Here is a 5,641-nt window from a genome sequence, read left to right as displayed (position 1 = left end):
CCGCATAGTTCAGCTTGAATAAAGGATATACGCCCATGTGGTTATTTTTCTTCGAGTGGGTGAAGGATGAATCCGTTTCGAGCTTCTGATTCGGCCAGGTCCGGAGGGGGACGATGTAGACTCCTGCGGGATAAACATGATCGGTGAGACCCCGGAAAGCTTTAGCTTGAGGAGGCTCAGCACATGCCCGCGGAAAGCGAAATCATCCCCCGGAGGACCTTCCGCTCAACAAATATCTCGGAACTGAGTCTTCACGTAACGGGAGCTTATCTTCAAGATGGACATGGGATTCACGTAGTCTTTTGGTTAGAGTCTTTTTACTGTATATGTATAACTATCTAGTAATTTCCGAAATGCGTTTTTATACTTCGCTTTCTGGGTAATACATGTGGAGGAATTAGTAAACAGAGGTGATCACCATGGGAGCATCAACAATGAAATTAGGTTTAATTGCACCTCCCGGATACCCTAAAGAACTAGGGGAGAGACTGGAGCAAGAATTGCCTGAATGGCTCAGCTATTACGTAGATGACGAATTTAACTGGGAAGTAGAATATGTAATCAACGCTCTTACAGGAGTAACCGAAGATTCTATAGAAGTATTAAATGCGACTATGGACAAAAAAGAGGAAGAGAACTGGGACTTTTCCGTCTGTATCACCGATCTCCCTCTATTCAATAACAAAAGACTAATCGTTGCTGAAGGTTATGAAGAAGGACACGTTGCCTTAATCAGCCTGCCTAGTCTGGGTTCGACTCCAATGGTCAAACGCGTTAGAGAATCGATCTTACAATTAGTCAACGAAATGTATTATGGAAGTTCGGAAGAAGAACGCGAAGAGGCGGAAGAGAGAATTCAGTCTAAAGACAAGGACGACCACCACAACCTGCGAAATAAAAACTCTACGAGCCTCGTCGGAAAGCGTGCCTTTGAACGACTTTCTCCTATCCGGCGGGAAACGCCCGGTGAAGAGGAATCGAACGTTGATGTCCGCTTCCTTGTGAACTCCCGGGGCAGCGGAGCCTTACGTCTAATAACCGGGATGGTGCGAGCTAACCGGCCCTGGGCTATGTTTCCAGCCTTTATGAAAGTCATTGTAATCGCCTTTACCACAGGAGCCTACGCCCTCGTTTTCCCAACGCTGTGGCAACTTGCCAACAATTACGATGTTTGGCGGATGTTCATGCTTTCGATCGTGTCGATTCTGGCTATGGTCGGATGGGGAGGTGTCGCACACCACTTATGGGAAAAACCGAACAAAGAACGAGCGGATATCATACGTAAATTCTATAATACAGCGACACTTCTGACGCTTTTTATAACCGTTTGTTTGTATTACACCCTATTATTTTTCCTGTTTTCCATTGCTGTCATTATGATTATTCCAATCGGTATGCTGGATTCGCAGTTGTCAGGCGCGGTCGGGTACAGCCACTATTTTTATATCGCCTGGACGGCAACCAGCATTTCTACCATTATTGGTGCGCTGGGATCCGTACTTGAAAATGAAGAGGTCGTCCTGTCTTCTACTTATGGATACCGCCAGCGCCAGCGTTATAAACAGATTAAACAAGCCGAGGAAGAAAAACAGGAAGCTGAAGAAGAGAAAAAAGAAGCTGCCGAAGAAAAGAAAGAAGCGGCTCAGGAGAAAAAGAACGCCCAAAAGGTCAGCTGATCAAGTCCTTGTACGATGGTCTATTTCTACCAACTGGACAATATAAGCTCCTAAATAAACGGGGACTGGTTTCTATAAAAAACCAGTCCCCGTTTTTATCTACAGACGTATTAAGTAAATCAGACATTTACTCCATAGGTAAGGATAAGAAAGCTGCCCAGCCAGACAATAATGACTATTTGAGTTACAACATACATAACCCGTTCAAAAGACGACAATCCTCTTTCCTTCTTTGTTTTTTTCAGCTGGCGAACATAAAAGAGTGAACATAAAAGCAGGACAGCTATCGAAATTTCATAAGCGTTCTCTAAGAAATCTATCATGTCCCTCTCCCCCTCTTAGCCGTGTTGACTGAAAGATATTTTAAAATACTGTAACATAATAAGCCGGCCAAAAGGAATAATTTGGCCGGCTTAATGGATGGAAAAATAACAATTTCTGTATACATGTTGATCTGGTTCTAAACTATCTATTCTCCCGTTTCAGCAAAATGTTGAATCCGCTCACCGATTTGGTCACGAACTCTTTGAAAAACGGTCCATTTTTCTTCTTCCGTTCCTTCTGCTTTAGCTGGATCATCAAATCCCCAGTGATAGCGTTCCACATGCGGGGGAGTCACTGGACATTTATCATTGGCATCCCCGCACAGCGTGATTGCATAAGCAGCATTGTTCAGGGTATCAGGATCAATCATATCGGAAGTTTGATCAGAAATATCGATATCCACTTCATTCATCGCTTTTACCGCGTTTGGGTTGAGTCCATGAGCCTCAATCCCAGCAGAACGTACATCGTACTTCTCCCCTAAATATTCTTTTCCAAATCCTTCAGCCATCTGGCTGCGGCAAGAGTTTCCTGTACATAGAAAGTAAACTACTGGTTTTTCAGACATTGTAAAAATTCTCCTTTTTGTTCAAACATAATTAGATAATTAAAAGCCACACGTATAATCCGACTAGCGTAATAAATAAGGTAGGAACGGTTAGTACAACTCCAACTTTAAAGTAGTATCCCCATGAAATGCGGAAGCCTTTCATCGAGAGAACGTGAAGCCAAAGCAGAGTGGCAAGCGACCCAATCGGTGTAATCTTCGGTCCAAGGTCAGAACCAATCACATTGGCGTAAATGAGGGCTTCCCTCATGGTTCCAGTCGTGGCCGTATCAGAAATAGCCAGAGCATCAATCATCACGGTCGGCATGTTATTCATCACCGATGAAAGAATGGCGGCAATGAAACCCATGGATATCGTTCCCACAAATAATCCCTGGTCCGCTGCCGTCTGAATAACACCTGCAAGCATATCGGTTAAGCCTACATTCCGCAGTCCATAAACGACGACATACATACCTAGAGAGAAGAATACAATCGCCCAAGGTGCACCTTTGACAACTTCTCCCGTTTTAACAGCTGCACTTCTTTGAGCCATGATTAGAAAGAATACAGCTACAATTCCAGCAATAATGGAAACCGGAATTCCGAGCGGCTCACTTGCGAAATAACCGACTAAAAGTACGGCCAAGACTGCCCAGGACATACGGAACATCCTGTGGTCCTGGATCGCTTCATTCGGCTTCTTCAGCTGGGATAAATCATATTGCCCAGGAATGCTTTTCCTGAAGAAAACAAATAACACAAGAATACTCGCCACTAATGAAAACAGATTGGGAACAATCATTCGGGATGCATATTCAATAAAACCAATGTCAAAGAAATCGGCAGAAACGATATTCACCAAATTACTGACTATTAAAGGCAGTGAAGTGGTGTCCGCGATAAATCCACTCGCCATAATAAATGGCAGGATCATGGCTTCCTTGAAATTTAAATTTCGAACCATGGCAAGCACAATAGGCGTTAAGATTAAGGCTGCTCCATCATTCGCGAATAAAGCGGCTACGACAGCTCCGAGCAGCGTGACGTAAACGAACATCCGCCTGCCATCGCCTTTAGCGACGCGCGCCATATGGAGAGCGGCCCATTCAAAAAAGCCGATTTCATCAAGGATTAATGAAATAATGATAATGGCGACAAAAGCGAGCGTCGCATTCCAGACGATATCGGTGACGGCGAGAACGTCATTGAAATCCACAACGCCAAAAATTAAGGCTAAAACGGCGCCGGCGCAGGCCGACCAGCCGATCCCCAGATTCTTCGGCTGCCAGATAACTAAAACTAAGGTAAGTAAAAAAATAATGGTTGCTACAATTGCCAAATTCAAGAGAATCCCCCTACTATTCGCATTGGATACGTAAACCGGCTTTTTCCAATGCTGCTAACTTTTCTTTCTGATCCGGTATTTGTTCTAATAACTGCTGTATGATTGGATACGTTTCATGCTGGTCATTTAAGGAATAGAAAATCCATTGACCTTTCCGCTTTTCTTTCACCAGTCCAGCGTCTCTTAGTTTTCTAAGATGCTGACTTACGGAAGGTTGGCTCATCTCTAATACTTCAACAAATTCACAGACACAGCATTCCCCGTCCTTCAGGAGGCCTATAATCGTTAATCGGCTTTTATCTCCTAGAAGCTTCAGCGTTTTAGCTGCATCCTCGATCTGTATGATGGTTTTTTCCATAACATCACCTCGGAGATCAGTATATAAGTATATGCTTATATTTGCAATAAGAATTTCATCTCATGATCCTCACGATATATGAATACCATAGGTACAATAACAGATGTTTTACATGGGAATAGGAGGATTCATATGATCCAAGTATCCGGACGGCCTTTTCAATCCAGCAACTACTGGAACAAGGATGAAGTCGGGAAGGTCATCATCGAAGCTATGCAGGAGGCTCAGGACCTATACTCTTTTTCTTCAGAAAGGGAACTTTCCTTTGTAATCAAGGCCAGAAAAAACATCATTCTAAGCGCAAGGCAAATGGATCAAGGGGACTCATCTTTTGCCACCTTTAAGAGTTCCCGCTGTAACCCTGAATATTGGAATCTGACTGAAGCTGGCGGGTTCCTATTGAATCCTCAAGTGAGCCCGTCAGATGCGATTTTCGATATTTTTAAAAATAGTGACCTCTATAAATTCGAATGCGCAACGGCCTGCGTCATCAACTTTTACCATGGTATCTTGCTATCTATAGGCAGTCCCTCATTTAACAATCTCTTTCCGAGACTCTATTTATACAGCTGGTACACGGATGAGGACCTCGGTCTGTATTCTTTTTACGCGAATCACTTTATCCCTGGAGATGTGATCTATTTCAATAATCCGGATTTTGACCCCGGCACCCCGTGGTTCAGGGGTGTTAATGCCATCGCCATGGAAAATAGTCGTTTTTTTGGGCATGGGTTCGGTATTAGAACGGCGAATCAGATGATTGAAGCGCTGAACAGAAAAAGAAAGACGGACAGTCAGCAATCAGCCTATCTGGCAAGCTTAATTACAAGACCTTCTTTCAATCAACTAGCTAATTTATCAGGCAGCGGTCGCCTTCATAAAAGGGCCTCTTTCGTCGTCCACCATAACAAGAATTCAATCTCCTATATTAATTATCTATTTGAGCTGAGTTATAAGCTGAATCATTGAAAAGCGAGTGCTGTGTGGTCGTGACACCTACCCATTTTTAAGATAGACGGGCTCAACTTTGGGTTAGGCGAGTACTATATATTGTGACGAACACACAACAAAGAAAGGAAGTTTTCAAATGGATAACTTAAATTCTCCTTATGCTATGGCTGCTAATATGAATGCGCCTTATATGGGGGCAAACGTAAATGCACCTTATATGGATGCAAATGTAAATGCACCCTATATGATGGCCCCGCAGATGTCCTGTGCTCCCGTACGCCATTGCCCTCCGCGGAAAGACAACTTTATATTGATTATTGTGTTGTTTATCTTATTAATTATTGTCGGCTGCAGCATTAGTTGGTAACCATCTATTGTTCTTTCTTCAGAAATAAGTACCCCTTTAAAGCATCCAGATCGTGATAAGGCTGCAAACC

General features: G+C 43.4%; 7 protein-coding genes. 3 read left to right on the top strand and 4 right to left on the bottom strand.

The window, feature by feature from the left end:
• The first annotated feature begins 434 nt into the window (after window positions 1–434).
• A complete protein-coding gene (locus tag WAM07_RS14775) occupies window positions 435–1,676 on the top strand; it encodes a hypothetical protein (RefSeq protein ID WP_422168059.1) in 1,242 nt (413 codons plus the stop codon).
• A 119-nt stretch (window positions 1,677–1,795) separates the two neighbouring features.
• On the opposite strand, the gene WAM07_RS14770 is transcribed toward WAM07_RS14775, so the two are convergent.
• The 4 genes from WAM07_RS14770 to WAM07_RS14755 all read right to left on the bottom strand — a co-directional run bounded on the left by WAM07_RS14770 (window position 1,796) and on the right by WAM07_RS14755 (window position 4,253).
• Window positions 1,796–1,999: a hypothetical protein gene (locus tag WAM07_RS14770; RefSeq protein WP_422168057.1), complete on the bottom strand. Its 204-nt coding sequence runs from the start codon at window positions 1,997–1,999 to the stop codon at window positions 1,796–1,798.
• A gap of 146 nt (window positions 2,000–2,145) precedes the next feature.
• Window positions 2,146–2,568: an arsenate reductase (thioredoxin) gene (gene arsC / locus WAM07_RS14765; RefSeq protein ID WP_422168055.1), complete on the bottom strand. Its 423-nt coding sequence runs from the start codon at window positions 2,566–2,568 to the stop codon at window positions 2,146–2,148.
• 31 nt (window positions 2,569–2,599) lie between these two features.
• Complete coding sequence (locus WAM07_RS14760) at window positions 2,600–3,895, bottom strand: arsenic transporter (protein ID WP_422168053.1); 1,296 nt, start codon at window positions 3,893–3,895, stop codon at window positions 2,600–2,602.
• Between the two features lie 13 nt (window positions 3,896–3,908).
• The gene (locus tag WAM07_RS14755; RefSeq protein ID WP_422168051.1) at window positions 3,909–4,253 is read right to left on the bottom strand and encodes an ArsR/SmtB family transcription factor; all 345 of its coding nucleotides are present in this window, start codon (window positions 4,251–4,253) and stop codon (window positions 3,909–3,911) included.
• 132 nt (window positions 4,254–4,385) lie between these two features.
• On the opposite strand from WAM07_RS14755, the gene WAM07_RS14750 reads away from it, so the two are divergent.
• On the top strand, window positions 4,386–5,222 hold the full coding sequence (locus WAM07_RS14750) for a protein-glutamine gamma-glutamyltransferase (protein WP_422168049.1): 837 nt from the start codon (window positions 4,386–4,388) through the stop codon (window positions 5,220–5,222).
• A 118-nt stretch (window positions 5,223–5,340) separates the two neighbouring features.
• On the top strand, window positions 5,341–5,571 hold the full coding sequence (locus WAM07_RS14745) for a YjcZ family sporulation protein (RefSeq protein ID WP_422168047.1): 231 nt from the start codon (window positions 5,341–5,343) through the stop codon (window positions 5,569–5,571).
• Window positions 5,572–5,641 lie beyond the last annotated feature (70 nt).

This window comes from Halobacillus sp., from assembly GCF_049282395.1.
Classification (GTDB): domain Bacteria; phylum Bacillota; class Bacilli; order Bacillales; family Halobacillaceae; genus Halobacillus.
Note: the sequence above shows the minus strand (reverse complement) of the source record. Positions and strands in the feature narration are given on the sequence as shown.